Source organism: Arthrobacter sp. 4R501, assembly GCF_002929755.1.
GTDB lineage: Bacteria > Actinomycetota > Actinomycetes > Actinomycetales > Micrococcaceae > Arthrobacter.
In genome coordinates this window covers 1-25,485 of sequence record NZ_PJIW01000003.1, presented here as the reverse complement: position 1 = coordinate 25,485, position 25,485 = coordinate 1, and the positions used below count along the sequence as shown (strand labels likewise).

The window sequence follows — 25,485 nt, the reverse complement described above, 5'->3', positions numbered from 1 at the left end:
TAGAGCCATGCGCGTATATCCGACATTCTTCAGGCTGGCCTTTTCGTGGATGGACGCGGAACGCGCCCACAAGATCGGATTCAAGGGAATCAAGCTTGCCCATGCTTCCGGCGCGGGACGGCTGCTGCACCGGTTCACGGCACCCGCGGCCTCACTGCAGACTTCTGCCTTTGGGCTGACCTTCCCATCCCCGTTCGGTCTCGCAGCCGGGTTCGACAAGGAGGGGTTCGGCATCGAGGCCCTCACCGAACTTGGCTTTGGCCATGTCGAAGTAGGGACCATCACCGGGCAGGCGCAGCCGGGCAACGAGAAGCCGCGCCTTTTCAGGCTGATCGAGGACCGGGCTGTCATTAACCGGATGGGGTTCAACAACGATGGCGCGGCCGCCGTCGAACCGCGCCTCAAAGCGGCACGCGCCGCCCTGCAGCGCCGGCACCCTAACGTGCGCCCCGTGATTGGGGTGAACATCGGCAAGAGCAAGGTGGTGGAACTCGACGACGCCGCGGCCGATTACCTGATCAGCGCCCGGAGCCTGGCGCCGGCCGCGGACTACCTCGTAGTCAATGTCAGCTCACCCAACACGCCCGGCCTGCGCCTTCTCCAGGATGTCCAGACACTCCGCCCGCTGCTGACCGCGGTGGGGGACGAGGCGGACAAGGCGGCAGGCCGGCACGTCCCGCTGCTGGTCAAGATCGCACCGGACCTCAGCGATGAGGACATCGACGACGTCGCCAAGCTGGCCCTGGACCTTAAGCTGGACGGCATTATCGCCACCAACACCACGATCGGGCGTGAGGGGCTGGCGTCGCCGGCTGAGAAAGTGGTCGAATGCGGCGCCGGGGGCCTGTCCGGGGCACCGCTGAAGCAGCGTTCATTGGAAGTCCTTCGCCGGCTCAAGGAGGCCACCGGGGGCGCGATCACGCTGGTGGCCGTCGGCGGCGTCGAGACGGCGAAAGACGTCCAGGACCGTCTGGATGCCGGGGCCACGCTGGTCCAGGGCTACACGGCCTTCCTGTACGAGGGGCCGTTCTGGGCGGCGCGGATCAACCGCGACCTGGCGAAAGCGCGACGCAACCGCTGACTCAAACGACGAAAACCCCGGTGGTTGGACAACCGGGGTTTTCGTCGTTTAAGGGAGGAGTGCTGCCGGGTCTGGTCCGGCCTACACGTCAGGACGGGTATTGGCCGCGCTTCACAAGCGGCTTGGGCAGGCGCAGCTTGCGGAACTGCAGGGACCGCATCGAGCCGTACCAAACCGTGCCACGCTCAACCCCGCCGAACTTCTCGGTCAGCTTCTTGCGGAGCTGCCTGGACAGAATGAACACATCCACAAACACGGCCAGGAACATCACCCAAAAACCGCCCAGGACATAAACCATCTGCTCGCTGGAAGCCGGAACAATGAGGGAAATGATGACAAATACCAGGGCGCCGAACATGAGGTATTCGCCCAGGCTGAAGCGCGCATCCACGTAGTCGCGGGCATAACGCTTCTGCGGACCCTTGTCGCGCAGGGGCAGGAACTTTTCATCACCTGTGTCAAGCGCCTGGCGCATTTTGGTCCGCTGGTCCTGGATAGCCTGGCGCTCAGCGGCCTTCGACGCCTTGCGGTCCTCCGGCACCAGGGGCCGTTTGCGGGCAGCCTCCTGGGCTTTGCGCTTGGGCGTGGGCGCACCCTTGCCCAACGCGGCATCCTGCCGGGCTGCCGCTTCAGCGGCCTGCTGGTCTATTGATTGCTGCGCCGTTGGCGCTTCCTTTTTACGTCCGAACACGTGAACAGAATACCTTGCGGCCCAAGGAGATTCGGCGCGGGTATTGTGTTCGCCATGTCTCCCACTCCAGCAGCCAGTCCGTCCGACGCCAACACCCCCGGCCCCGGCCACCCTGCACCGGCCATCGACGCGGACGGACTCAGGCTCTCCGTGGCAGGTTCCTTCGCCACAACCCTCCACCGGCTCAAGGAACTTGTGGCCATTCCCGGCATCGCCTGGCCGAGTTTCGATCCTGCGCCCTTGGAAGCCAGCGCGCAGGCCGTAGCGGAACTGCTGCGCGCCGCCGGCCTTGAGGATGTCCAGGTCCTGCGCAGTAACAAGGAGGACGGCACCCCCGGCGGACCTGCCGTCGTCGCACGCCGACGGGCGGCCGAAGGAAAGCCGACCATTCTGCTGTACGCCCACCACGACGTCCAGCCGCCGGGGGATCCGGCGCTGTGGGAAACGGAGCCCTTCGCCGCCGTCGAACGGGACGGCAGGTTATACGGCCGTGGCGCTGCTGACGACAAGGCCGGGATCATGGCCCATGTGGCCGCCTATGCTGCAGCGACCGAGGTTCTGGGCACGGAATTCGGCCTTGGTGTGACGTTCTTCTGCGAAGGTGAGGAGGAAGCTGGTTCTCCCACCTTCCGTTCCTTCCTCGAAACGCACCGGGAGCTGCTGCGGGCCGATGTGATCGTGGTGGCCGACTCCAGCAACTGGAAGGTGGGCATTCCCGCCCTGACCACCAGCCTGCGCGGCCTTGTGGACGGAACCATCGAAGTCCAGGTGCTGGAGCATGCTGTCCACTCGGGTATGTTCGGCGGACCCGTGCTGGACGCGCCAACCCTGCTGTCCCGTTTGATTGCCACCCTCCACGACGCTGACGGCAACGTGGCCATCGAAGGCCTCGTATCGAATGACAACGTCGGCGTGGAGCTCACCGAGGCGGAGTACCGTGCTGATTCCTCCGTTCTCGACGGCGTCCGGCTCGCCGGCACCGGAAGCATCGCCGCACGGCTGTGGACTAAGCCCGCGCTGTCCATCATCGGCTTCGATGCGCCCGCCGTGGACGTGGCCTCGAACACGCTCCTGCCCCGGGCGCGTGCCAAGTTCAGCCTGCGCCTGGCGCCCGGCCAGGATCCGGCGGCAGCGATGGAAGCCGTTCAACGCCACGTCCAGGCCAATGCGCCCTTTGGGGCAAAGGTGGTGTTCACTCCCGGGGAAAGCGGAAAGTCGTTCCTCGCTGATACATCCTCCAAGGCGGCGACGTTCGCCATGTGGGCGCTGGGGGAAGCCTGGGGTGTTCCGGCGGTGGAGATGGGGATCGGCGGGTCGATTCCCTTTATTGCGGACCTGATGGACGTCTATCCGGACGTCCAGATCCTCGTGACCGGTGTTGAGGATCCCGATTCCCGTGCCCACAGTGCCAACGAGTCCCTTCACATTGGTGATTTCAGGAACGCCGTGGTCGCCGAGGCGCTGCTGCTCGCCCGGATGAACGCAGAAGGCCTGGCCTGAATCCCGTGCCCCTCTGATGCCGGCATTCCTCCACCGTCGGGAACAATCAGCGGGCAGGCTTGGTTACGTCAGGAGTTAGAGCTACAGGGCTGACCGAAGTAGCATGTAGCTATAGCCCGTACCGTATCCGTAGGGGCAGGCACCGCTGACGCGGGGCCGCCAGGACCGTCCTAAGGTAGGCCAAATGAGCACCGCAACCAACGAGAACATCACCGAGACCACCAGCGCTGCCAGCGAAGAACTGGCCGCACACGAGGTCAAACTGACCGACGTCGCAGCAGGCAAGGTGCGCAGCCTCCTGGAGCAGGAGGGCCGGACCGATCTCCGCCTCCGCGTTGCCGTCCAGCCCGGCGGCTGCTCCGGCCTCATTTACCAGCTGTACTTCGACGAGCGCCTCCTCGATGGAGATGCCGTCCGCGACTATGACGGCGTCGAAGTCGTGGTGGACAAGATGAGCGTGCCGTACCTCAGCGGTGCCAGCATCGACTTCGAGGACACCATCTCCAAACAGGGTTTCACCATCGACAACCCCAACGCCGGTGGCTCCTGCGCCTGTGGTGATTCGTTCCACTGACCCGGTTCTTTCGCCCGATGCCGGCGCCGTGCTTTCCGTCCGCCAAAAACGGCACGGAGGCACGGCGCCGACATGTGGGCGAAACGCCCGGCAGAGCGGTAAGCTCTACACCGAGTAGTAAAACTTTTAGTGTGCCCGGACGGCCCCTTGGGTGGCCGGGCAACAGCAACAAGTAGGAAGGGCCGTCTGTGAGTTCGCAGAACCGAACCGGCAGCCGACGCAAAACGATCACTACGATCTCAGGCTTGGCAGTTGCCGGCGCGTTGGTTTTGACTGGATGTTCGCCAGAGGTAGAGAAGGGGTGGCTGCCCACCGAGCGTGGCACCACCAATCACACTGACCGGATCATGGACCTCTGGGTCAACTCATGGATTGCAGCCCTCATTGTGGGCATCATCACGTGGGGCTTGATCGTTTGGTGCCTTGTCGCCTACCGCCGCCGCAAGGGCACCACGGGTTTCCCGCGGCAGACCAGCTTTAACCTCCCGTTGGAGGTCTTCTACCTGACCATCCCGCTGTTCATGGTCCTGGTGTTCTTCTACTTCACCGACCGTGACCAGCAGGCGATCGATGACCGTTCCAAGCCGGCCGACGTCGTTGTTGACGTACGCGGCAAGCAGTGGGCTTGGGACTTCAACTACAAGTCCGGCGAGGTCGTAACCGAGGATGTCCACGAAGCTGGAGTCCAGGCACACCTGACGGGCAACACCATCGACAAGGAAGCGCTGCCGACGCTCTACCTGCCGGTTGGAAAGTCCGTTGACCTTGAACTGAACTCCCGCGATGTCATCCACTCTTTCTGGGTTCCCGCCTTCCTGCAGAAGCGCGACATGATCCCCGGCAAGACCAACTACATCAGGTTCACGCCCACTAAAGAGGGAACCTACGACGGCAAGTGCGCCGAGCTCTGTGGCGAGTACCACTCCGAAATGCTGTTCCGCGTCAAGGTTGTCTCTGAGACCGAATTCCAGGCTCACATGGACAAGCTCAAGGCAGATGGCAACACGGGACTCCTCGGCGAAGAGTATGACCGCAACCCGAACCTGAACGAAATTAAGTAAGGGGAGCGACGTGGCTACTTATACCCAGACCGCACCTGCCGGAACCCTTGAGGCTCCCGTAGTTCCTAGGTCCAAGGGACGCATCGTCGTCAACTGGATCACCTCCACCGACCACAAGACCATCGGGTACATGTACCTCATCGCGTCGTTTGTGTTCTTCTGCCTCGGTGGCGTCATGGCTCTGCTCATCCGGGCTGAACTGTTCGAACCGGGCATGCAGATCCTGCAGACCAAAGAGCAGTACAACCAGCTGTTCACGATGCACGGCACCGTCATGCTGCTGATGTTCGCGACGCCGCTGTTCGCCGGCTTCACGAACGTCATCATGCCCCTACAGATCGGTGCCCCCGACGTCGCGTTCCCGCGGCTGAACGCACTGGCCTTCTGGTTCTTCCTCTTCGGATCCACCATCGCGGTGTCCGGCTTCATCACCCCGCAGGGTGCGGCGTCGTTCGGCTGGTTCGCCTACGCGCCGCTGTCCAACACGACATTCAGCCCTGGCATCGGTGGTGACCTGTGGGTCTTCGGCCTGGCGCTGTCCGGCTTCGGCACTATCCTGGGCGCGGTCAACTTCATTACCACCATCATCTGCATGCGTGCTCCTGGCATGACCATGTGGCGGATGCCCATCTTCACCTGGAACGCCCTGGTGACGTCCATCCTCGTGCTGATGGCCTTCCCCCCGCTGGCTGCGGCACTGTTCGCGCTCGGCGCGGATCGCCGCTTCGGTGCCCACATCTTCGATCCGGAGAACGGCGGCGCGGTCCTGTGGCAGCACCTGTTCTGGTTCTTCGGCCACCCCGAGGTGTACATCATTGCGCTGCCATTCTTCGGCATTGTGTCCGAGATCTTCCCGGTCTTCAGCCGCAAACCGATCTTCGGCTACAAGGGCCTGGTCTACGCCACCATCGCCATTGCGGCACTGTCCGTGACCGTGTGGGCACACCACATGTACGTGACCGGTTCGGTGCTGCTGCCGTTCTTCGCCTTTATGACCATGCTGATCGCGGTCCCGACCGGCGTGAAGTTCTTCAACTGGATCGGCACCATGTGGCGGGGGTCCATTACATTCGAGACCCCCATGCTGTGGAGCATCGGCTTCCTCATCACGTTCCTCTTCGGTGGCCTGACCGGGATCATCCTGGCTTCGCCGCCGCTGGACTTCCACGTTTCTGACTCCTACTTCGTGGTGGCGCACTTCCACTACGTGGTGTTCGGCACTGTGGTGTTCGCGATGTTCGCAGGCTTCTACTTCTGGTGGCCCAAGTGGACCGGCAAGATGCTGAACGAGCGCCTCGGCAAGATCCACTTCTGGCTGCTGTTCCTTGGCTTCCACGGCACGTTCCTGATCCAGCACTGGCTGGGCGTTGAAGGCATGCCCCGCCGTTACGCGGACTACCTGGTGGAGGACAACTTCACCTGGATGAACCAGTTCTCCACCATCTCCTCGTTTGTTCTGGGCGCATCCCTGATTCCCTTCTTCTGGAACGTTTACATCACCTGGCGCAGCTCCGAGCGCGTTGAAGTGGATGACCCGTGGGGCTTCGGAGCGTCGCTTGAGTGGGCCACTTCCTGCCCGCCGCCGCGCCACAACTTCACCTCGCTGCCCCGGATCCGTTCGGAGCGTCCCGCCCTGGACCTCCACCACCCGGAGCTCTCGCAGGTACACACCGTTGAATCGCCTGCAGCCGCAGCAGCGGTGCTCGGTAACGCCGACCAGAAGGACACTGCCAAGTGAAAATCGAATCATGGATATTTGGAGCCGGAGTCTTCTTCTTCGTACCGGTTTCCCTGGTCTACGGTTTCCTGACCGACTGGCATGAGTGGGTCGGAACCCTCGGGATCCTCCTGGTGGGTGGGCTTTCCGGGATGATCGGCGGCTACCTTGGGTTCACCGGCAAGCGCGTCGGCATGCGTCCCGAGGACCGCAACGATGCCGAGATCCACGAGGGCGCCGGCGAACAGGGGCACTTCAGCCCCTGGAGCTGGTGGCCGCTGGTTCTGGGCCTCGCCTGTGCGGGCGGATTCCTGGGCCTCGCAGTGGGTTGGTGGATCCTGTTCATTGCAGCCGGCCTCGCAGTCGTAGCCCTCGTGGGGTGGGTCTTCGAGTACAGCCGTGGGGACCACGCCCACTAGAAGCCGCTGAGCTTCAGCAAAGAATTGCACATTACGACGTCGGGCCCCACCTTCTGGTGGGGCCCGACGTCGTTCTTGTCAATTCGGTTGGAGCGTCGATTTGGCGCGGGAGTCAAGGGACAATGGACCCTGGGAGGGGCTAGCTGGCTCCCTGTGACTCCAGGAGTTCAGCCAGCATCCGTAAGGCCTCCTCGGCGTCGCGGTGACTGACGGGGCCGCTGAGGGCGCCTTCGGGGACTGAAAGCTCTACTTCGCAGCCGAAGGGAAAGTCGGCAGTCATGACTTCCAGCAGGGAACGGGCGTCGACACCCTGGATGCCGGCCCTGCGGATGGTGACGGGAAGTCCGGTTTCAGTCACTGCCCTCACGAACATTGCGGCGGGACGGGCATGCAAGCCGACTGACGCTGACACAACGGCCTTATGCACTGGCAAGGGGTCTCCGATCTCCTGACGGACCCCACACCGTCATCGCTGAATTTCCTGTCCAATATATCCGGCTGGATGGCCGCGCGACGAAACGGGGGAGTGGGACCGGTCGGTTGCTGGAACTGGTCTAGTCCAGCGGTGCTGCTTGCCTTAAGCTTGGATAGTGAAAACTGAAGCAAGGACCTACCTCCGTGGCTGCTGATGCCGGCGCCGTTGCCGGCGAGATCGACCGCAGCAGCGGGACCGCCATCTATATCCAGCTCAGGGAGATCCTCCGGGCCTACATCAGCGATTCCTGCCCTCCAGGTTCTGCGCTGCCCTCGGAACGGGATCTTGCCTTGCGGTTCGGCCTGGCCCGGATGACTGTCCGGCAGGCCATCGACGCTTTGGTCGGCGAGGAAGTCCTCGAGCGGGTTGTCGGTCTCGGCACGTTCGTGCGGAAGCCCAAACTGGACCTTCAGGTAAAGCTCACCTCGTACAGTGAAGAGATGCAGCGCCGCGGCATGGTGCCGGCCGCCAAGGTCCTGAGCTTTGAACAGATCGGCGCAAGCGCCTTCCTAGCTCGCGAACTGCAGGTGGAGGAAGGGACGCCACTGGTGCGTTTCCGTCGGCTGCTGCTGGCGGACGGTGAGCCGATGAGCGTGGACGAGAACTTCATCCCGGCGCAGCGCGTCCCGGGTCTCTTGGACGGCGAGCCCCCAACATCGCTCTACAACGTGCTGAGTGAGCAGTTCGGCCTCGTGATGGAGTGGGGGGAGGACATGATCGAGGCGACAGCTGCTTCCCCCTCTACGGCCCGCCTGCTCAACGTCGACGTCGGCGCCCCCTTGCTCAAGATTCAGAGGCACGCCTTTGTTGCCAGGGCGATGGTGGACTACTCAGTTTCGTACTACCGGGCCGACCGCTACAAGCTATGGGTACCCCTCCAGCGGCCAGGTGCGAGGCCTGCCCGGAACCAGTCGCTGGGTTACCGCAACCACTAGGAGCGGCCCGGCAGTAGCCAACAGCGGCCGGCCGCAATTAACGGGAAAAGGCCCGGTCCAAATGGACCGGGCCTTTTCCCGTTACTGCTATGAGTGCTAGTGGCTGAGGCTCTTGGTTTCCTCGCCGGCCTCTACCGCAGGGGCGTGGTGGCCGTGTGCGGCTTCCAGCTCTGCAGGCGTGGCCGGTGCAACACGGTCTTCAAAGAACCACTTGGAGAGGAAAGCACGCTGCTTTTCCTTGCGCGTCACGATCCCGTGGTCGTTGGGGACCGCCGGCAGCGGCGCGGGGGATTCGAATCCGACGAGCTTGTAGCGCTTGTACTCATCCAGCGGTGCGTGCACTTCGATGAATTCGCCATGCGGAAGGCGGACAATGCGTCCGGTCTCCCGGCCATGGAGTGCGATTTCGCGGTCCTTGCGCTGGAGCGCGAGGGCAACTCGCTTGGCAACCATAAACGCGATGACCGGGCCGATGAAGAACAAGGCGCGGAGCCAGTACGTCACATCGTTCAGGGACACGTGGAAGTGTGTGGCGATGAGGTCCGAACCAGCGGCCGCCCACATCACGCAGTACCAGACGAAACCGGCGACGCCGATGGCGGTGCGGGTGGGGGCGTTCCTCGGACGGTCCAGGACATGGTGTTCGCGGGTGTCCTTGGTGATCCAACTTTCGATCCACGGGTACATAAACATCACCGTGAACAGAATCCCCGCAGGCACCAGGGCGGGCAGCAGAACGTTCAGCGTCAGCACGTAGCCGAACACAACGTACTCGAACTGGAAATCACCGATGACACCGGGCATGAGCCTCAGTGCACCGTCAACGAACCCGATGTACCAGTCAGGCTGGGTGCCGGCAGAAACCGGCGAGGGATCGTAGGGGCCGTAGTTCCAGATCGGGTTGATCGTGAAGAAAGCCGCCATCAGGGCAACGACACCGAAGACGATGAAGAAGAAGCCGCCGGCCTTGGCTGCGTATACAGGGCCGAGCGGGTAGCCAACAACGTTGCCGTCGTTGCGGCCGGGGCCGGGGTACTGGGTGTGCTTGTGCACAACCACCATGAACAGGTGCAGGACGATCATCAACAGGATGAGCGCGGGCACCAGCAGGATGTGCAGCATGTACAGGCGGCCAATAACAGCCGTTCCCGGGAACTCGCCGCCGAAGAGGAAGAAGGAAATGTAGGTACCAACCACGGGGATGGACTTGATAACACCATCGATGATCCGCAGGCCGTTGCCGGAAAGCAGGTCATCGGGGAGTGAGTAGCCAGTGAACCCGGCTGCCATGGCGAGGATCAGCAGGACGCTGCCGACAACCCAGTTCATTTCACGCGGTTTGCGGAAGGCTCCTGTGAAGAAAACACGCAGCATGTGAACGCCGATCGAGGCGACGAACAGCAGTGCGGCCCAGTGGTGAACCTGGCGCATGAACAGGCCACCACGGATGTCAAAGGAAATGTCCAGCGAGGAGCTGTACGCCACCGACATCTCGACGTTCTTCAACGGCAGGTAAGAACCGTCGTAGTGGGTCTCCGCCATGGACGGATCAAACCAGAACGTCAGGAAGGTGCCCGAGAGCAGCAGGATGACGAAGGAATAGAGGGCGACTTCACCGAACATGAATGACCAGTGGTCGGGGAATACCTTGCGTCCGAACTCGCGCAGGATTCCTGATCCGCCAACTCGCGCGTCAACAAAATCAGTGATGCGTCCTGCTTTAGTCGTGGCGACGAAGGCGGGGGCTTCAGCTCTTGATGCTGCGCTCATGCTCATCACGCTCCCAGTAACTCGGTCCTACAGGTTCATTGAAGTCGCTGGTTGCGACCAGGTAGCCCTCGGCGTCCACTGCAATCGGCAGCTGGGGGAGGGGCCGGCTGGCCGGGCCAAAGATCACCTTGCACTCGTTCGTGAGGTCAAAGGTGGACTGGTGGCACGGGCACAGCAGGTGGTGCGTCTGCTGCTCGTACAGAGCAACGGGGCAACCGACGTGGGTGCAGATCTTGGAGTAGGCAACGATTCCGTTGTAGCTCCAGTCTTCGCGGCCCGCCGACGGGTTCAGCGAGGCCGGATCCAGGCGCATCAGCAGGACAACTGCCTTGGCCTTTTCGTTGAGCTTGCCTTCATGCAGTTCGTTCAGGCCCTCAGGAATCACGTGGAAGGCCGAACCGATGGTGACGTCAGAGGCCTTGATAGGTGTGCCGTCGGGGTCGCGGGTGAGGCGCTTGAGCTTGCCCTCCTGCGGTGCCCACATAGTGTGGGACAGCGCCCGGTCGGGGCGGGGGCCAAGGTCACCGAAAACCGCAATCGCGGGAAGCGGGGCCAGGGCCATAGCACCGAGCAGCGTGTTGCGGATGAGCGGGCGGCGCTTGATGCCGGTCTCTTCCACGATGTCATCCACGATCCGGACTGCCGCCAGGCGGTCTTCTTCGGTGCGGATGGGATGGCGCTCTTCGGAGACTTCATGGTCCGGCATCAGGGCCTTGGCCCAGTGCACAATACCGGTGCCGATGCCGAGCATCGCAAACGCGGTGCCAACGCCCAGCAGGGCGTTCTGCAGCCGGATCGTGGCGATGCTCGTGCCCTCGCCCAAGTCAATGGCGAAGTACGCGACCAGGAAGATCAGGGTGCCGACAACTGAGGCGCCGAAAAGCACGGCGACCTGCCGTTCTGCACGCTTTGCGGCCTTCGGGTCCGTGTCGGCCAGGCGCAAACGGTGCGGGGGAATTCCAGGATCCTGGAACTTCTCCACCTCATTCTGACCAGCCGTAGCTACGGTGCCCGAGTGGTTCGGACTGCCGTCACTATGGTTGCCCATAATTCGCCTCATCCTTCTCTCGTCCCGGCGTCTGCCGGGTTAGTTTTCAATTTCAAACTGCTGACTGGGCAGCAGAAGTTCTTAAGTTTCCCGTTGCGCCTAAGACGTCCGGGAAGTAAGCCAGATGGTGAACGCGATGATGACGCCCAGGCCTGCAACCCAGACGAAGAGTCCTTCGGCGACAGGGCCCAGGGCTCCGAGGTCAGCGCCACCGGGGGAGCCGTTGGCCTCGATCTGCTTCAGGAACGTGACGATGTCGCGCTTGCCCTCGGGGGTGACGTTTGCGTCACTGAAGACGGGCATGTTCTGCGGTCCGGTGACCATCGCTTCGTAGATGTGCTTGCCCGAGACATCGGCAAGGGCGGGAGCGAACTTGCCACGGGTGAGTGCACCGCCGGCTGCTGCTGCGTTGTGGCACATAGCGCAGTTCACGCGGAAGAGCTCGCCACCCTTGGCGGCGTCACCCTGCTCATCAAGCAGGTGTTCTTCAGGAATTGCCGGGCCGGCTCCCAGAGAAGCCACGTAGGCTGCAAGCTGATGCGTCTGGGCATCGTTGAACTGGGCCGGCTTCTTGTACGCCTGGGGACCGTTCATCTGCATGGGCATCCGGCCGGTACCAACCTGGAAATCAACGGACGCAGCACCGACGCCGACCAGCGAGGGGCCATCCTGGCTGCCGCTCGCGCCCATGCCGTGGCAGGTGGCGCAGTTAGCCTCAAAGAGCTTTTCGCCCTCGGTGGTGTCATTGGCGCTGAAGCTGGTGGTGGATGCCTTGGCCTCGTTGACGGTGGTGGCAACGGCATACAGCCCACCAGTGACGAGGAGTCCCATCAGTAGCAGCGCGATTACTGCGAGTGGGTGACGCCGCTTTTGCGAGAGAGCCTTCACGTGGTGGTTCCTTTATTCGATCGTGCGCCGGCTCCGTGAGCCGCTTCTTGAAATTCTGCCTCTTGTAGAAAAGGAATCAAAGCTTGACTACTTCAGTACGTAGATGACCAGGAAGAGGCCGATCCAGACAACGTCCACAAAGTGCCAGTAGTATGACGTGACGATCGCGGAGGTTGCTTCGAAGTGGCCGAACTTCTTTGCTGCGAACGAGCGTCCGATGATGAAGAGGAAGGCAATGAGGCCGCCGATTACGTGCAGACCGTGGAAGCCGGTGGTGATATAGAAGGATGAGCCGTAGGCGTTGGATGAGAGCGAAACGTGTTCGGAAACAAGCATCGCGTATTCAGTTGCCTGGCCGGCGACGAAGAACGCACCCATGATGAAGGTCAGCGTGAACCATTCGTTCATGCCCCAGCGGGAGAACTGGAACGGGCCGCCTGTCTTGCGAGGCTGCAGCCGTTCGGCGGCGAAGACGCCCATCTGGCAAGTAAAGGAACTGGCCACAAGGACGATCGTGTTGACGAGCGCAAAGGGGAAGTTGAGCTTTGCTGTCTCTTCCGCCCACATCTGTCCGCTCGTGGAGCGCAGCGTGAAGTACATGGCGAAGAGACCGGCGAAGAACATCAACTCACTGGACAGCCAAACTACGGTTCCGACAGAAACCATATTGGGGCGGTTCAGCGTGGGGTGCGCCGGGGTACTGGGGGCATGGGTCGCAGATGTCACATAGACATTATGTCTATAAAAGTCCGTAGTTCCCAACGCGAACCGCCTTTTGGGGGGACTTTTTCTACAAAGACGCGAAATCACTATGAAAAGTTCCCGGCGACGTTCACATTGGTCAGGTCCGAGGTGGCTCGATAGCATCAGAAGGTGACTTCTCAGGCAACCGCCCCGGCGGACAGCAACACCTGGCCGCGGCTCATCTCGGCTCTTATCAACGGTACTGACCTCACTGCGGACAATACCGCGTGGGCTATGGACAGAATCATGTCCGGGGAGGCCACCCCCGCGCAGATCGCCGGATTCCTGGTTGCCCTCAGCGCCAAGGGCGAAACCGTGGACGAAATCTCGGGTCTGGTGGACGCGATGCTGCGCCATGCAACACCCATCGATATCCCCGGTCAGAAGCTGGACATCGTTGGTACCGGCGGGGACCAGCTCAATACCGTCAACATTTCCACCATGTCCGCCCTAGTTGCTGCGGGCGCCGGAGCGAAGGTCGTCAAGCACGGCAACCGTGCAGCGTCTTCGTCCTCCGGCTCGGCTGACGTGCTTGAAGCGCTGGGGGTCAGGCTCGACCTCCCGGTGGCCCAGGTGGCACGCAACGCGGGGGAGGCTGGAATCACTTTCTGCTTCGCGCAGGTGTTCCACCCGTCTTTCCGTCACACCGCCGTACCCCGCCGGGAACTCGCCATCCCCACAGCCTTTAATTTCCTGGGACCTCTGACCAACCCGGCTCTTGTCCAGGCCTCAGCCGTGGGAGTGGCGAATGCCCGTATGGCTCCACTGGTTGCAGGCGTCCTGGCGAAGCGGGGCAGCCGCGGCCTGGTTTTCCGCGGCAATGACGGACTGGACGAACTGACTACAACGGGTCCCTCCACCGTCTGGGAAATCCGCGACGGCGCTGTCTCTGAGCTGAATTTTGAGCCGGCCGGGCTTGGCATCCGTCCCGCGACTGTGGAGGACCTCCGTGGCGGGGACGCCCAGGCGAATGCCGCCGTCGTACGTGATGTCCTGGCCGGCAAGACCGGCGCAGCCCGGGATGCCGTTCTGCTGAACGCGGCCGCTGGACTGGTGGCCTTTGATGAATCGTCCGAGGGCCCGTTCCTGGAGCGTATGCGTTCGGCGCTTGCCCGGGCCGCGGAATCGATTGATAGCGGTGCTGCCGCTGCGGTCCTCGATAAGTGGGTTTCGCTCACGCGGCCTTGAAGTGGACAGGAAAGGACGCGGGCCTGGCTGTGAAGCCGGGCCCGCGTCTGTTTCAGGGGAAGTGGTCCTACTGTTCGAAGCCGAGAGCGAATGCCGCGTCGAGATCGTGTTGCGAGTAGGCACGGAAGGCAATGTGTGTAGTGGTGTGAACCACCGCGGGCACCTTTGACAGCTTGTCGGCAATGACGTCAGCCAGGTCCTCGTGCCGGGCGACGCGGGCAACGGCGATGAGGTCCCATTCGCCCGTGACGGAATAGACCTCGCTGATGCCTGGGATCGCGGAAATTTCCTCGGCGGTTTCCGGGATGCGCGCGGCGTCGGTCTTGATCAGAACGAATGCGGTGATCACTGTTCAATCCTTCCGGATCTGTTGGCCGTAGCTGTGCCCGGCAAGACTCTGTGGTGATGCCAGCCTATTACATGGGCCGTGTCCATCAGGCGTGCCCCGGACGCGTGGCCGGCGGCCCCTTCACGACTTTCTAAGCCTGCGTACCAGTGCAAGAAGTGCCCGGTAGCCCACCAGGAACAACCCCAGGCTCAAGAGCGCAACAACCACGAAGGCCAGTACTACGCTCTGTCCCGTCAGCGCCCTCAGGATCATGCCGCCGGCCACGGCGCCAAGCCAGACCACGACGCCGGTTGCCATGGACAGCGGACTCCGCCACGCCCGCCCCGCAAGCCAGGCGATGGCGGCCCCGGCCAGGAACGGCCATGCGGTGAGGAACACGCCGGTGACAATGTCGCCGCGCTGGTGGGCGTCCCTGCCGATGGCTGCGAAAACAAGGATGAGGACGGCGTCGGACAGTGCCGCGGCGGTGATGGCGCGCCTGCCGCCGGTTGCGGATTGCTGCTGGGTCCAGGTCATGACTTCGAGCCTAACCCGGCGACGGCGGCGGCCCGGTCCTGATGCTTGCCCTGCTACGGGGGGATTAAGGAAGATGGGTGGGACAACAGCGGTGCTTATCAAGCGGGAGGCACGGTGCGCCTGATCCAGGTGGCCCAGCAGGCACATGACCTCCAGCGGGCCGCGGAGTTCTATTCACAGCTGCTCGGGATGCAGCCAGCGGCGGTCTACGACCCGCCGGGACTCCTGTTCTTCGATCTGGACGGCGTCCGACTCCTCCTGGAGCGCGGCGCACCGTCGTCGGTCCTCTATCTGGAGGTGGAGGATGTCCGGACCAGCATCAGCGTCCTGCAGGGCAGGGGAGTGGAGGTAGTTGCGCTGCCGCAGGTGATCTTCCACCATGGCGACGCCACCCTGGGTCCGGCAGGAACCGATGAGTGGATGGCCTTCATCCGTGACTCGGAAGGGAACACGGTGGGGCTGGTCAGTCGGCATCCACCGGCGGTTGTGCCGGATGCGGCCCCGCATTAGTACTAGGTTGCGAAAATGGCCAACTAAATTGAGAAAGGACGGCTGCGGGATGGTGCCGCGTATCTACTTGATGAGATACAAAGAGTATTACTTTACATAATGTAGATTATCGGCGTGACCTGAGAGCGGAGAGTGGCCTGCATTGTCCGTTCTCATTCCAGATGTCAGTTTTCGCATTGAACGTGTCAGCGTACGTATTTTGGACGATTCTCATTCAACTTGTCAGCGTCCCGCCATGGCATCGAGTGGCTAGCTGATCATCTTCCCAGCCACTCAGGGTCCGGTCAACGATTTACGGAACTGACAACACGAATGAGAAAGAATCCTGCAGATTTGTCTCATCCAGCCTGTCAGTTCCCACGTCGCGACTGACAATTACATTGAGAACGAACCTGCATTTGGCCGACGTTTAGCGGGCGACTCCGGGGCTTCCGTTTGATGTTGCCGCACGTCGCCATTGTCTAATCCCTTGTGCTCGCCAAGAATGAACCAATGACGGTCTACGTGCGTTCACTCGAAACTGCTGTTCCGCCCACCTTGCTGGTCCAGACCGAAGCCCGCGACGTTTTTGCAGCTCAGCCTGGCCTGACCAGGCTGGGCTCGCGGCTGGTGAGTACTTGCTTCGATTCCGCCGCCATCGATACGCGCCATACCGCCGTCGAAGAAATGACCATGGCGTTCCGTTCGGACGCTCCGCAGTTTTTTGATCCCGCCACGGGCCTGCTCCTGAACCCCACCACCAAGGTGCGCAACGAGATCTTCGCCCGGGAGGTCACCAAACTTTTCATCGAGTCCGCCCGGGCTGCCGTGGACGCCTGCCCGGAAATGTCCTTGCTTGACATAACCCACGTCATTACCGTCTCCTGCACCGGATTCTTCAACCCGGGTCCTGACTATAAGATCGTCCGCGCGCTGGGGCTGGACCCGGCCGTCCAGCGTTATCACCTCGGATTCATGGGCTGCTATGCCGCCTTTCCGGCGCTGCGGGCCGCCAAGTCGTTCTGCGAAGCAGATCCGGAGGCCGTTGTCCTGGTGGTCTGTGCCGAGCTGTGCTCCCTGCACGTGCGGACCTCGAACGATCCCGACACCATCATGGGTTCGGCGCTGTTCGCCGACGGCGCGGCGGCAGCCATCATTACGGCCCGGAATGATCCGGACACACCTGCGCTGATGCAACTGGACCACTTCGAAACCGTCCTTACGCCGGTGGGCGAGGAATCCATGGCCTGGAACATCGGCGACCATGGCTTCGAAATGGTGCTGGGCAACTACGTCCCCCACATCATCGACGATCACATCATCGGCGCCCTCGCGCCACTGCTGGCCCGGGATCCCTCGCTGCGCGGACTCCCCTACCGGGACATCCGCCATTGGGCCATCCATCCCGGCGGCCGGAGCATCCTTGACAAGGTCCAGACGCGCCTTGAACTCACCGACGAGCAACTTGTTCCGGCACGGGATACTTTGCGGGACTACGGCAACATGAGCAGCGCCACCGTGCTGTTTGTCCTCAGGCACATCCTGGAGCAGCCGCCGGTGGAGGGTGAGGAACGCATCTGCTCCATGGCGTTCGGCCCCGGACTCACGGTGGAAACCGGGCTCTTCACGAAACTGCGCCAGGCAGCCACCGGAAAACGGGCGGTGCAGCCCGAGGCAGCCTCGTCACTGGTCTAGCCTGTGTCCCTGATGCGGCAAAGGGCTGCGGACGCAGTGGAAATGATGGACCTGCCGGACTGTGATCCGACCAAACTGGAGCTCACGTACCGGCAATTCGAACTGGTGAACCGGCTCTTCTCCGGCTGGCGGCAGCTGTACCGCCGCGAGCTTCGCCCACTGCTCTCCTCCGACTCTGAAACCACGCTCCTCGACATAGGATGCGGCGGTGGGGACCTGGCACGCCAGCTCGCCCTCTGGTCCGCCCGGGACAAACTGCTGCTCGAGGTCACCGGCATTGACCCGGACGCCAGGGCATACAGCTACTCGTCACACCGCCCCCACCACGTCTCAGTCCGGTTCCGCCAGGCAGACAGTGCCGACCTGGTCCGCGAAGGCCGCCGGTTCGACGTCGTTATCTCGAACCACGTCATCCACCACCTCCAACCGGCAGACCTGGCTCGGCTCCTGGCAGATTCGCAAGCCCTGGCGCGCCGGATTTCCCTGCACAACGACCTCCGCCGGAACATCGCAGCCTACGCACTTTTCTCCCTGGCGGCCCTCCCCTTCCGCGGCTCGTTCATCCGCGCGGACGGCCTGACCTCCATCAGGCGCAGCTACACCCAGGCAGAACTCGCCGCCGCTGCTCCCCCGGGCTGGCAGGTGGCGCGCCACTCCCCGTTCCATCAGGTCCTCCTGCACCGCCCGGAGCATCCCGATGGCTGACGTGGTGATCGTCGGCGGCGGACCCGTGGGTCTGTATCTCGCCGCCCTGTTGCTTCAGGACGGCGTCGCGGTCCAGGTCCTTGAACAGCGGCTCCGCCGGGAACCTCACTCGCGGGCCATCGGCATCCATCCCCCCGCCCTCGCGGCGCTGGACAGGGTAGCCGTGGCCAGTGCCATGGTTGATGCCGGCGTGCAGATCCGTGGCGGCATCGCAGTCAGCGGCACGAAGACCGTAGGGTCAATGTCCTTCGCATCCGTCTCGGAGTGCTTCCCGTTTGTCCTGTCCCTCCCCCAGGTCACAACGGAAACCCTGCTGGAACGGCGTGTACACGAACTGGATGGCGCCGCGTTGGTCAGGGGCACTAGGGTGACGGAAATAGCGGACGACGGCGGACTGGTCACCGTCGTCGCTGAGGCGACCAACGCGGGCGGTGCCGGCACCCGGATCACCTCACGGCTTTTGGTCGGCGCCGACGGCTCGCGGTCCCTGATGCGCAGCCTGCTGGGCATCCCGGCCACGTCCCGAACCTATCCCGACCATTATGTGATGGGTGATTTCGAAGGTACCGGCGAAAACCTGAACGAAGCCGTCCTGTACCTCGAAGCGGAAGGGATAGTGGAATCCTTTCCGCTGCCGGGCGGTCGCCGCCGGTGGGTAGTGAGGATTCCCCGGCCCGCAGCAGTCCCGGACGCCGTCGAACTGGCGCGGATGGTCCACCAGCGTACGGGGATCCGGCCGGACGCGGCCACCAACAGTATGCTCAGCAGCTTCAGCCCGCGCTCCACGGTGGCTTGCCGATCTATCGCGGGGCGGGCGGTCCTGATCGGCGATGCTGCCCATGAAATAAGCCCCATCGGCGGCCAGGGCATGAACCTTGGCTGGCTGGAGGCGGCGGAGCTCGCGCCGATCATCTGTGATGCCCTGGCGGGGAAACCGGTTGGCCAGCGCCTGCACGCCTATTCCGCCCGGCGTCGTAAGGCCGCCTCGGTGGCGCGATGGCAGTCCGAAGTGAACATGATGCTGGGGCGCCCGATGGCGCCGCCGTTCCTGGCGTTGAGGAACCACGCAGTCAGCGCGGTGTCCGGCATTCCGGCGGCAAACAGGCTGGTGGCCCGCCGGTTCACCATGCAGTAAACCCGCGCCGGAGGGCGACGGGTCAGGAGTTCGCGAAGTAGCAGTCGTAACTGTCCTGGCTGATGATCAGGCCGCCCCGGACTTCAAAGACCGACGACGTCCGGGCGCGGATGGTCTCCCCGGCATCCCAGTACCGCAGGTCCATCAGCGTCCTCGCCGACCAGTCGGCCTCCACCACAACCCGACCGCCTTCGCAGGTAGTGCGGCGGATCTCGAACTTCTGGTCCGCCACCACTTCGCCGCTTTGATCGAGGCCAGCCATCGCCTGGTCCCGCGTCCGCGTGGAGCCTTCAACCGCGAGCAGATGCGGCGCCTCGACCAACACGAAGTCCGCAGCGAGGAAACGGCCGATGGCCCCGCCGTCACCGCCGGCTTCCAGGGTCCGGATAAAGTCCAGGACAAGTTCCAGTGCGTTGGGTTCGGACGTAATCAGTTCAGCCATGGCATCGACAGTAGCCGACGCGGCCGACGCCCTGCGGCGTCCGCCGCTAGGCTTTCCGCATGACCGCTGTATCACCGCCCACTTCATTCACTCCTGCGCGTCTGAGGGAACGGGTGCAGGAAATCCTGTCTGCGGGATCGCTGCCGCCCATCGTCCAGGCCGGGAATCCCGTACTCCGCCAGCGGGCCGCGTCCTTCGACGGCCAGATCAGCGCCGGCGAGCTGGACCAGTTGATTGCCCTCATGCGCGACGTGATGCACGAAGCCCCTGGTGTGGGGCTGGCCGCCCCGCAACTCGGAATTCCGCTGCAGCTGGCAGTCCTTGAGGACCAGTACGACGTCGACCCCGAGGCCGCTGCACTGCGGCACCGCAGTCCGCTGGAGTTCCTCACCATCATCAACCCGCACTACACGGCCGTCGGAACGGAAAACGCCGCGTTCTTCGAGGGGTGCCTCTCACTGACCGGCCTGCAGGCAGTGGTAGTACGGCCAGAACGGGTGCTGCTCCGGTTTGACACCCCCGGAGGCCTGGCGTCGGAACAGGAATTCGAGGGCTGGCAGGCGAGAATTGTGCAGCACGAAACCGATCACCTCCATGGCACCCTCTACATTGACCGCGCCGAGTTGAGGTCCTTGAGCTCCAACGCCGAGTATGCCGCCAACTGGGCCGAGCCGGGGATCGGAAAGGCCCGTGCGGCCTTGGGATTCCTGCCCGAGAACCCCTGACGCGCCTGCACGCCTGCACGCCAGCACGCCACCTCGTCACTCCGGCGGTGCGTCTGCCGGATTTGCGTCGGTCGGGAGGAACCGGGCCCACCAGCGCAGGATGTGCTCGAACCTCTGACGCCGGTGCTGCGGCCTGCCTGACCGGGAAAGTTCATGGTCCTCGCCCGGGAACACCAGCAGCTGGGTTTCCACACCCTGGCGCTTCAGGGCCGTGAAATACCGCTGGCCCTGCTCCAGCGGACACCTGAGATCGTTTTCGCTGTGGATGACCAGCGTCGGGGTCTGCACGTTGCCCACGTGCTCGAACGGGCTTTGCGCGGCGACCCCCACCGTTGAGCTGCCGAGATATTCGTTGCCGAAGTACCAGCCAATGTCGGCCGAGCCCTCGAAACTGACCGGGTCCAGGAATCCACGCTCCACAATGGCACCCTGGAACCTGTGGTGGTGCGCGATGGTCCAGGCGGTCAGGTATCCGCCGTACGAGCCGCCCATTATGCCCAGCCGGCCCGCGTCCAGCGCCGGAAATTTGGCCAGCGCCCCGTCCAGGAACGCGAGGACATCCTCCATGTCGTCGGTGCCAAAGCGGCCCTTGATGGCCAGCCCGTGTTCCCGGCCGTAGCCGGCGGAGCCGCGCGGATTGCACATCAGCACGGCATAGCCCGCAGCCGCGTACACCTGGGCTTCGTCGAACAGGGCAACGGTGAACTGGGCAAACGGCCCGCCATGGATGTTCAGCAGGACCGGGTGCGGCCCCTTGCCCGCAGGCCTGACGAGCCAGCCATGGACGGGATAGCCATCGGGCGCCTCAAACGTCAGCTCCTGTGGAACCACAATGTCCGACTGTGTCCGCAGAACGGCCGAAAAGTCTGTCAGCAGTCGCAGCTGCCCGTCGTTGAGTACTGCGACGTCCCCCTGGGTGGACGGATCGCCGAATACGACGAGCAGCGAACCACCCGCCCAGGCAGCCCCCGTCACCACCTTGTCGCCGTGCACCAGCAGGGCATGCCCGCCCGCCGCCCCCAGCTCGAGGAGCTCAACCGAGCCTTGCGCGTTGTTCAGGACGAGGGCGTGGTCCGGGCCGCGGAGCTCAATCCGGGCACCCGGCGCCGCAACGTCCATCAACTCCGGGTCGGTCAGCGCAACCGGCATGCCGCCGTCGGCCGCTACGCAGTACAGCACGGCGTTCCGTGCCACGAAGTCCCGGCCCGAGCCGCCCAGGTCCCGGGCAATGTAGAACAGCCACTTTCCGTCCCGGGACTGCCGGACCTCCGAGACGGTTTGAGGTGCGGCTACTCCTTTATCCACCAGGAGGGGGTCGCCGCCGGTGACCGGCACCCTGTAGATCGAGGTGGCCAAGTCGTCATCGTTCTCCGGCGGTGCTGCCACAAAGTAGACGGCTGATCCGTCTGCACTGAAAACTCCGGAGCTGGCGTCCGTGGCGAGCGACGCCAGCTGCCGGGCTTCCGGCAGCGACGGAGCCGCAGGCGGTGCCAGCGGTTCGCTGCCGAGTTCCGGGACGTCCACGATGAACAGCTGCCGCGGCTTGTCGCGCGTGTAGCCAACGCTGTTCAGCCTGTACTGGTAGGAGGAGATCAGCCGTGGGGCCTCCGCCTCTGCGGTGATGGCTTCGCTGCTGCCGTACCGTCCGGTCTCGGGCTCGCGGGAGCTGAAGACTATCCGGCGCGAATCAGGAGACCAGGCGAAGGATTCCACTCCGAGCAGCCTGTCGGTAATGACCTGGGGTTCACCGCCGCCGGCCTCCACCACGACGAGCTGCGCTTTCGACGACGGTCCGCCCGTCCGGAGGAAGGCGAGGCCCAGCCCATCAGGAGAGAAGGCAGGGACGGTGTCCCGGAAGCCCCTGGTTATTCGCCGCGGCAGCTGCTCCTGGTTCAACGGGATGTTCCACAGCTGGCCCACGTAGGAATCAGCAGTGAAATCCGGCCTGGTCACCGACACAACAGCGCGGCTGCCGTCCGGGTGAACGGCCGGCGCGGAGACGGAATTGAGCAGCGGGAGGTGTTCTGGCTTCACCCACGTGAGCCTAACGTGCGGCTTTCCCCCACGCGAACATGCGGCCGGGCCACTCGCGCGGGCTCCGCGCCGGCCCGCTCCCCGCCCTAAGATGGTCCGTATGCCATCAAGCCCTCGCCCTCCGCTGCGCTGCCCCGTGTGCGGCGCCGCACTGAATGTCCGGGTCGGGCCGGGTGACGCGGCCCGCAAGGCCCTGGTCTGCGGATCCGGGCACGGCTTCGACGCGGCGAAACAGGGCTATTTCAACCTGCTGGTGGGTAAGGGGACAGTCTTTGAAGCCGACACCGCAGAGATGGTGGCGGCCCGGTTCGCTTTCCTCGACGGCGGGCATTACCGCCCCCTGGCAGACGCCGTCGCGGCCGCCGTTGTGCCCGGGATAACCCCGGGCGAACCGTTCACGGTCCTCGATTCGGGTACGGGGACCGGCCACTATCTCAGGGTGGTGCTGGATGAGGTGCAGCGGCGCACCGCCAGTTGCGCCGCCGTCGCGCTCGACATCTCCAAGTTCGCGCTCCGCCGCGCCGCGCGCCTCAACCCCGAGGCCGTCAGCCTTGCCTGCGATGTGTGGCAGCCGCTCCCGGTGGCCGACGCCGCCGTCGACGCCATCACGGTGATCTTTGCTCCCCGAAACGCCGCCGAATTCGCCAGGGTGCTCCGCCCCGGCGGAAGGCTGGTGGTGGTGACGCCGCGCGCCGGACACCTGGCCGCCGTTGCCGCCCAGGCGGGGATGCTGTCCATCGAGGATGACAAGGACGCGCGGCTGGCAGATTCCCTCTCGCCGCACTTCGCCGCCGAGTCCACCCGGGACCTGGATATCCTGATGATGCTAACGCCCGGGGAGCTTGCTGACCTGGCCTTTATGGGTCCGGCCGGGCACCACCTGGACCGCACGGCCATTGCGGCCAAAATCGGGAGCGGCGGGGAGTCAACCCAGGTGGAGGCACGATTCCGGATCACGGTCTTCCGTACAGTGCGGTCCGCGCCGTAACGACTTGGCCACGTTCAACCGCTGCCCTTCACGCAACCTGCCGTCCTGCTTTCCGGCGGACTAGGATAAATAGACAGCTACCGGATGGTCAAGGGGGACGGAATGTTTGAATGGCTCGGCGAAAACTGGTGGGCCCTGTGGCTCACCGCCTTCCTCGCATTCGCAGTGATCGAAATGATCACCCTTGACCTGTTCTTCATTATGCTCGGCGGCGGAACACTTGCCGCGCTCGTCGCAGATTTTGCCGGCGCTGACCTGTGGCTGCAGATTGTGGTGTTCTGCGTCGTCTCACTGCTGATGATCGCCTTTGTCCGCCCGGTGGCACTAAGCCACCTGAAAAAGGGGCCCGCCGACCAGCGCACCAACATTGACCGGCTCATCGGCGAGCAGGCCCTCGTGATGGAAGCAGTCAGCTCCACCGGCGGCCTCGTCAAGATCGGGGGCGATGTCTGGAGCGCCCGGTCCTCCGGCGGCGTCCTGCCTGCCGGCCAGAAGGCAGTAGTGTCCGCCATCGACGGGGCCACGGCTGTTGTTTCCGCCCAGCCGGAGCAGGCCACTCAGTCCTAAGTACAGCCTAACAATTGGGGAATAGGAGTCGTATGGATAACGCAGGAGGAGCCGCCCTGGCCATTGTGCTGGTGGTCCTGATCGTGTTCGTGATCATTGTCTTGGTCCGCTCAGTGCGGATTATCCCGCAGGCGAGGGCCGGCGTCGTTGAACGGCTCGGCAAGTACCAGCGGACCCTGAACCCGGGACTCACCATCTTGATCCCGTTTGTGGACCGGCTCCTGCCGCTCCTGGACCTGAGGGAGCAGGTGGTGTCCTTTCCACCGCAGCCTGTCATCACCGAAGACAACCTGGTGGTGTCCATCGACACTGTGGTGTACTTCCAGGTCACTGATCCGCGCGCCGCCACCTATGAGATTGCCAATTACATCCAGGCCGTGGAGCAACTCACCACTACCACACTGCGTAACGTTGTGGGCGGCCTGAACCTGGAAGAGGCGCTCACATCCCGCGACCAGATCAACGGCCAGCTGCGCGGTGTCCTGGACGAGGCAACCGGTCGCTGGGGCATCCGGGTCTCGCGCGTGGAGCTCAAGGCCATTGATCCGCCCCACTCGATCCAGGACTCGATGGAGAAGCAGATGCGGGCCGAGCGAGACCGCCGCGCTGCGATCCTCACGGCCGAAGGCACCAAGCAGTCCGCCATCCTCACGGCTGAGGGCCAGCGGCAGGCCTCGATCCTTGCGGCTGAGGGCGACGCGAAGGCAGCCATCCTCCGCGCAGACGGTGAGGCACAGGCCATCCAGAAGGTCTTCGACGCCATCCACAAGGGAAACCCCGACCAGAAGCTCCTCGCGTACCAGTACCTGCAGACGCTTCCGAAAATAGCAGAGGGATCATCAAACAAGCTGTGGATCATTCCCAGCGAAATTGGCGAGGCACTCAAGGGCATCGGCCAGGCGCTCGGCGGTACCAATCCTGATCCGACCGCGGGCGGCGGCGGGCTGTTCGACGAGGAACCCGCTAAACAGCCTGGGTCCTGACACGGATCGCCTTACACGGGCCGGGAGGGGATTCGCGCTTGGTCGCGGGTCCCCTCCCGTTTTGCGGCTAGGCCCCACGCCGGTATAATTGAGTATTTGTCCGGTCGGACCAGATCCGCTGGAACAAGAAAGCTTCGCAATGCGTTGAATCTTATGATGCAGCACAGTGCACACAGTAGTCCGGGGCGGTTATGCCGTTCCGGCTTGCGTGGAGTCCTGCTCCGCGAACCGACCAGAGGGAGAAAACATGAGCGATCGCAGCCTGCGGGGTATGCGCCTTGGCGCGCAGAGCATGGAGACCGAGTCCGGCGTTGAGCCGGCCCCGCGCCAGCGCGTCGAATACCGGTGCGAGGACGGCGAGCAGGTCTTCGTAACGTTCTCTTCAGAGGCTGAAATTCCTCCTGTGTGGGTTTCCAAGACGGGTAAGGAAGCGCTCCTCGTTGATGGCGAACGTCCGGACACCAGCAACGAAAAGGCTGTCCGTACGCACTGGGACATGCTCCTGGAGCGCCGTTCCCTTCCGGAGCTGGAGCAGATCCTCGAGGACCGGCTGACCATCCTGCGCGAACGCCGTGGCGAACGGCGCAGCGCCTGACCCCAGCGGCGGTCACGGCCTCCCACCGAGGTCATAGCGTCACCGATTGACGCGATCTGAACGTATTAAGAAAGGGCCGGGCCAGCAACGTGATCTTGGATTCTGGGGATCGTTGCAACACCTGTTGGTTAGGTGGTTAGTAGTAAATCACGTAGACGCTCGGCTGGAGTA

27 protein-coding genes are annotated in these 25,485 nt (G+C 63.5%); 17 read left to right on the top strand and 10 right to left on the bottom strand.

The window, feature by feature from the left end; translation table 11 throughout:
• Positions 1–7: 7 nt before the first annotated feature.
• Positions 8–1,081, top strand: a complete 1,074-nt coding sequence (locus CXR02_RS03125; protein ID WP_104060686.1) for a quinone-dependent dihydroorotate dehydrogenase — start codon at positions 8–10, stop codon at positions 1,079–1,081.
• 88 nt (positions 1,082–1,169) lie between these two features.
• Here the strand turns inward: CXR02_RS03125 and CXR02_RS03120 are convergent, their stop codons facing one another.
• Entirely contained in the window at positions 1,170–1,772 is a 603-nt protein-coding gene (locus tag CXR02_RS03120) for a DUF3043 domain-containing protein (RefSeq protein WP_058932432.1), read from the bottom strand.
• A 54-nt stretch (positions 1,773–1,826) separates the two neighbouring features.
• Between CXR02_RS03120 and CXR02_RS03115 the strand changes: the two genes are divergently transcribed.
• The 5 genes from CXR02_RS03115 (at position 1,827) to CXR02_RS03095 (ending at position 7,043) form a co-directional block, all read left to right on the top strand.
• A complete protein-coding gene (locus tag CXR02_RS03115; RefSeq protein ID WP_104060874.1) occupies positions 1,827–3,272 on the top strand; it encodes a dipeptidase in 1,446 nt (481 codons plus the stop codon).
• A 184-nt stretch (positions 3,273–3,456) separates the two neighbouring features.
• A complete protein-coding gene (locus CXR02_RS03110) occupies positions 3,457–3,846 on the top strand; it encodes an iron-sulfur cluster assembly accessory protein (RefSeq protein ID WP_104060685.1) in 390 nt (129 codons plus the stop codon).
• A gap of 188 nt (positions 3,847–4,034) precedes the next feature.
• Positions 4,035–4,907, top strand: a complete 873-nt coding sequence (gene coxB, locus CXR02_RS03105) for a cytochrome c oxidase subunit II (RefSeq protein WP_104060684.1) — start codon at positions 4,035–4,037, stop codon at positions 4,905–4,907.
• Positions 4,908–4,917: 10 nt separating this feature from the next.
• Positions 4,918–6,645 carry a cytochrome c oxidase subunit I gene (ctaD, locus tag CXR02_RS03100; protein ID WP_104060683.1) on the top strand — a complete coding sequence of 576 codons (1,728 nt, stop codon included), beginning with the start codon at positions 4,918–4,920 and terminating at the stop codon, positions 6,643–6,645.
• Positions 6,642–7,043 (top strand): cytochrome c oxidase subunit 4, encoded by a 402-nt coding sequence (locus tag CXR02_RS03095; RefSeq protein ID WP_104060682.1) that lies wholly within the window; start codon positions 6,642–6,644, stop codon positions 7,041–7,043. Before ctaD ends, CXR02_RS03095 begins: the two co-directional genes overlap by 4 nt.
• A 139-nt stretch (positions 7,044–7,182) precedes the next feature.
• Here the strand turns inward: CXR02_RS03095 and CXR02_RS03090 are convergent, their stop codons facing one another.
• Positions 7,183–7,476, bottom strand: a complete 294-nt coding sequence (locus CXR02_RS03090; RefSeq protein ID WP_104060681.1) for an HPr family phosphocarrier protein — start codon at positions 7,474–7,476, stop codon at positions 7,183–7,185.
• A 185-nt stretch (positions 7,477–7,661) separates the two neighbouring features.
• Between CXR02_RS03090 and CXR02_RS03085 the strand changes: the two genes are divergently transcribed.
• A complete protein-coding gene (locus tag CXR02_RS03085; RefSeq protein WP_104060680.1) occupies positions 7,662–8,453 on the top strand; it encodes a GntR family transcriptional regulator in 792 nt (263 codons plus the stop codon).
• Between the two features lie 96 nt (positions 8,454–8,549).
• On the opposite strand, the gene CXR02_RS03080 is transcribed toward CXR02_RS03085, so the two are convergent.
• The 4 genes from CXR02_RS03080 to CXR02_RS03065 all read right to left on the bottom strand — a co-directional run bounded on the left by CXR02_RS03080 (position 8,550) and on the right by CXR02_RS03065 (position 12,921).
• The gene (locus tag CXR02_RS03080; RefSeq protein WP_104060679.1) at positions 8,550–10,223 is read right to left on the bottom strand and encodes a cytochrome bc complex cytochrome b subunit; all 1,674 of its coding nucleotides are present in this window, start codon (positions 10,221–10,223) and stop codon (positions 8,550–8,552) included.
• Complete coding sequence (locus CXR02_RS03075; protein WP_056340063.1) at positions 10,201–11,271, bottom strand: ubiquinol-cytochrome c reductase iron-sulfur subunit; 1,071 nt, start codon at positions 11,269–11,271, stop codon at positions 10,201–10,203. Before CXR02_RS03075 ends, CXR02_RS03080 begins: the two co-directional genes overlap by 23 nt.
• A gap of 99 nt (positions 11,272–11,370) precedes the next feature.
• Positions 11,371–12,159 carry a c-type cytochrome gene (locus CXR02_RS03070; RefSeq protein ID WP_104060678.1) on the bottom strand — a complete coding sequence of 263 codons (789 nt, stop codon included), beginning with the start codon at positions 12,157–12,159 and terminating at the stop codon, positions 11,371–11,373.
• A gap of 87 nt (positions 12,160–12,246) precedes the next feature.
• On the bottom strand, positions 12,247–12,921 hold the full coding sequence (locus tag CXR02_RS03065) for a heme-copper oxidase subunit III (protein ID WP_258060715.1): 675 nt from the start codon (positions 12,919–12,921) through the stop codon (positions 12,247–12,249).
• 111 nt (positions 12,922–13,032) lie between these two features.
• On the opposite strand from CXR02_RS03065, the gene trpD reads away from it, so the two are divergent.
• A complete protein-coding gene (gene trpD / locus CXR02_RS03060; RefSeq protein WP_104060676.1) occupies positions 13,033–14,091 on the top strand; it encodes an anthranilate phosphoribosyltransferase in 1,059 nt (352 codons plus the stop codon).
• 67 nt (positions 14,092–14,158) lie between these two features.
• On the opposite strand, the gene CXR02_RS03055 is transcribed toward trpD, so the two are convergent.
• A complete protein-coding gene (locus tag CXR02_RS03055; RefSeq protein ID WP_056340053.1) occupies positions 14,159–14,440 on the bottom strand; it encodes an Lrp/AsnC family transcriptional regulator in 282 nt (93 codons plus the stop codon).
• Positions 14,441–14,560: 120 nt separating this feature from the next.
• Positions 14,561–14,956 carry a DUF3054 domain-containing protein gene (locus CXR02_RS03050; protein ID WP_104060675.1) on the bottom strand — a complete coding sequence of 132 codons (396 nt, stop codon included), beginning with the start codon at positions 14,954–14,956 and terminating at the stop codon, positions 14,561–14,563.
• 114 nt (positions 14,957–15,070) lie between these two features.
• Between CXR02_RS03050 and CXR02_RS03045 the strand changes: the two genes are divergently transcribed.
• The 4 genes from CXR02_RS03045 to CXR02_RS03030 all read left to right on the top strand — a co-directional run bounded on the left by CXR02_RS03045 (position 15,071) and on the right by CXR02_RS03030 (position 18,980).
• Positions 15,071–15,466, top strand: a complete 396-nt coding sequence (locus CXR02_RS03045) for a VOC family protein (protein ID WP_104060674.1) — start codon at positions 15,071–15,073, stop codon at positions 15,464–15,466.
• Between the two features lie 492 nt (positions 15,467–15,958).
• Positions 15,959–17,140 carry a type III polyketide synthase gene (locus CXR02_RS03040; protein WP_104060673.1) on the top strand — a complete coding sequence of 394 codons (1,182 nt, stop codon included), beginning with the start codon at positions 15,959–15,961 and terminating at the stop codon, positions 17,138–17,140.
• Between the two features lie 12 nt (positions 17,141–17,152).
• On the top strand, positions 17,153–17,845 hold the full coding sequence (locus CXR02_RS03035) for a class I SAM-dependent methyltransferase (protein ID WP_104060672.1): 693 nt from the start codon (positions 17,153–17,155) through the stop codon (positions 17,843–17,845).
• Entirely contained in the window at positions 17,838–18,980 is a 1,143-nt protein-coding gene (locus tag CXR02_RS03030) for an NAD(P)/FAD-dependent oxidoreductase (RefSeq protein ID WP_104060671.1), read from the top strand. The genes CXR02_RS03035 and CXR02_RS03030 overlap by 8 nt, the downstream gene beginning before the upstream one ends.
• Before the next feature lie 22 nt (positions 18,981–19,002).
• On the opposite strand, the gene CXR02_RS03025 is transcribed toward CXR02_RS03030, so the two are convergent.
• Positions 19,003–19,422 (bottom strand): nuclear transport factor 2 family protein, encoded by a 420-nt coding sequence (locus CXR02_RS03025; RefSeq protein WP_181037108.1) that lies wholly within the window; start codon positions 19,420–19,422, stop codon positions 19,003–19,005.
• 59 nt (positions 19,423–19,481) lie between these two features.
• Here CXR02_RS03025 and CXR02_RS03020 point away from each other — a divergent pair, with 59 nt between their 5' ends.
• Complete coding sequence (locus tag CXR02_RS03020) at positions 19,482–20,147, top strand: peptide deformylase (RefSeq protein WP_104060670.1); 666 nt, start codon at positions 19,482–19,484, stop codon at positions 20,145–20,147.
• A gap of 36 nt (positions 20,148–20,183) precedes the next feature.
• On the opposite strand, the gene CXR02_RS03015 is transcribed toward CXR02_RS03020, so the two are convergent.
• Positions 20,184–22,181 (bottom strand): S9 family peptidase, encoded by a 1,998-nt coding sequence (locus tag CXR02_RS03015; RefSeq protein ID WP_104060669.1) that lies wholly within the window; start codon positions 22,179–22,181, stop codon positions 20,184–20,186.
• Positions 22,182–22,281: 100 nt separating this feature from the next.
• On the opposite strand from CXR02_RS03015, the gene CXR02_RS03010 reads away from it, so the two are divergent.
• The 4 genes from CXR02_RS03010 (at position 22,282) to CXR02_RS02995 (ending at position 25,314) form a co-directional block, all read left to right on the top strand.
• Complete coding sequence (locus tag CXR02_RS03010) at positions 22,282–23,169, top strand: methyltransferase domain-containing protein (RefSeq protein WP_104060668.1); 888 nt, start codon at positions 22,282–22,284, stop codon at positions 23,167–23,169.
• Between the two features lie 102 nt (positions 23,170–23,271).
• Positions 23,272–23,736, top strand: coding sequence for an NfeD family protein (locus CXR02_RS03005; protein WP_104060872.1), 465 nt, complete (start codon positions 23,272–23,274; stop codon positions 23,734–23,736).
• A 32-nt stretch (positions 23,737–23,768) separates the two neighbouring features.
• A complete protein-coding gene (locus CXR02_RS03000; RefSeq protein WP_056340024.1) occupies positions 23,769–24,719 on the top strand; it encodes an SPFH domain-containing protein in 951 nt (316 codons plus the stop codon).
• 247 nt (positions 24,720–24,966) lie between these two features.
• Positions 24,967–25,314, top strand: a complete 348-nt coding sequence (locus CXR02_RS02995) for an RNA polymerase-binding protein RbpA (RefSeq protein WP_003802221.1) — start codon at positions 24,967–24,969, stop codon at positions 25,312–25,314.
• The last annotated feature ends 171 nt before the right edge of the window (positions 25,315–25,485 follow it).